The following is a 1,750-nucleotide window of genomic DNA, read 5'->3' as shown; positions in this document are numbered from 1 at the left end:
CTCGTCCGTGGAGTCTCCATCAATAACAAGGATATCATCGAATCCTACCTCGCGAAAGTCATCGACTACCTGACCGACTGTTTCAGCCTCATTATACGTCGGCACAAGGACGGTGACGTCGTCGAACGATGCCATCGTTTATACTCATTGAGCAGACCTAAAAGTGGTTCCGGAGCAGACATCGTAACCGATCAATAATTATGTTTGTATCCAGCCTCTATACTTTGACTATACTGTAACCCTGATTAAAAATATTCAAATCAGCTCATCAACTACACTTTAGACGACTCGATGGCTCTGGACGAATTACTGACCACACAAATCTCATTGACAGGGGGCTGTGGTTAAGTGCCGGCGACGTAGATGAGCCATCAATGCGTATATAAGCAGGTCATCTAGGTCTCGTAGCGGAATTTATTATGTGGATTTATTTGTCTGATTAAGCCTATCACTCTGACATCATTGCTACAGGATCGAGCAAGTTCGGTTGTAGTCTCGTTGTCTAACTGAAGACACCGGGGCGCTGAACTTCGAGTTCGATTATCGGGCTATTGATAGCCGCATATCGGATGCTCACAGCCTCAACATTTCGGTCAGCTCAGAAATAGAAATATCGGCTCACTCATCTCAGGTGAATAGATAATTAATACTCTCGGGTGTTTCTGTTGCGTTGAACTGGGTTGGTATTCGGAATACATCTGCTACGGATGATAAGTTTGTGACCGTCACCCCTACGTTGAACGCCGTATACAGCTTTGGATAATCGAAATGATCGTCTGTGGATTACTTGTGGACCACGCAGGGATTTATTACGCCGCTGTCATCCGTAGTTCGCTCAGGACGAGGATATTATCTTATCGACTGGACGACGTTGCCGAGAGTAGTCGAGACGCTCGCGATTCAGACCAAGGTGGTGGTATCAGCAAAGAGAATAGTAATTGTGTGCTGGCAGGTCGAAGAATGGAAGCATTCAAATTTCCCACTCGAGTTTCGTCGTGTGTGAAGGCATCGATCGTCATCTGCACGTACACACTCAATATGTACGAACACTTCTGTGAAGCCGCCGATAGTTTGCTCGCGCAGACGTACGATGATGTTGAACTCATTGTAATCGTAGACGGAACACCCGATGTACATAAGCGCGTAGTCGATGATTACGGAGGTCGCGAAGACATGGTAATCGAGTGTAACGACGAGAACGTGGGGCTCTTGCAAAGTCGGAACCGCGGCGCGGAGTTGGCGTCCGGTGACATCGTTGCGTTCATTGATGACGACGCGATTGCGGATGAGATGTGGGTTGAGCGGCTAGTTCAAGCATACGAGGAGAAAGACGCAATCGCGGTCGGCGGGAAGATGGCACCTGAGTGGGTCGCGGACAAACCGTCATTTCTCCCTGAGGAATTCTACTGGCTAGTCGGAGTGACACATCGCGGGTTCGCAGACGGATCGGGTGAGGTCCGGAACACCTTCGGCTCAAACATCTCTTTTCGGATGAATGTATTCGAGGAGTTGGGCGGATTCGACGTCGACATTGGCGGGCGAAAAGGTAATAAGAATCTCCAGGGAGGGGAAACAGAGCTGTGTGCACGGATGCGACAGGAGTATGGGCATGGTGTGTGGTACGATCCGGAAGCTGAGGTGGCACACAAGGTCTTTGATTACCGGACAAAGCTTTGGTGGCTGATCGATCGGGCATTCTGGCAAGGATACTCAAAACGGACGATGGAATCATTCGTCGATGATGAAGGAG

At 49.1% G+C, this 1,750-nt stretch carries 1 protein-coding gene; it reads left to right on the top strand.

Going from position 1 to position 1,750, the window contains the following annotated elements; translation table 11 throughout:
* Positions 1-999: 999 nt before the first annotated feature.
* Positions 1,000-1,750, top strand: a 751-nt coding sequence (gene aglG / locus J07HQW2_RS05355) for a glucosyl-dolichyl phosphate glucuronosyltransferase (RefSeq protein ID WP_048075495.1), incomplete at its 3' end; no start/stop codon positions are given.

It is taken from the genome of Haloquadratum walsbyi J07HQW2 (assembly GCF_000415985.1).
In the GTDB taxonomy this organism is placed as follows: Archaea; Halobacteriota; Halobacteria; order Halobacteriales; family Haloferacaceae; genus Haloquadratum; species Haloquadratum walsbyi_B.
Note: the sequence above shows the minus strand (reverse complement) of the source record. Positions and strands in the feature narration are given on the sequence as shown.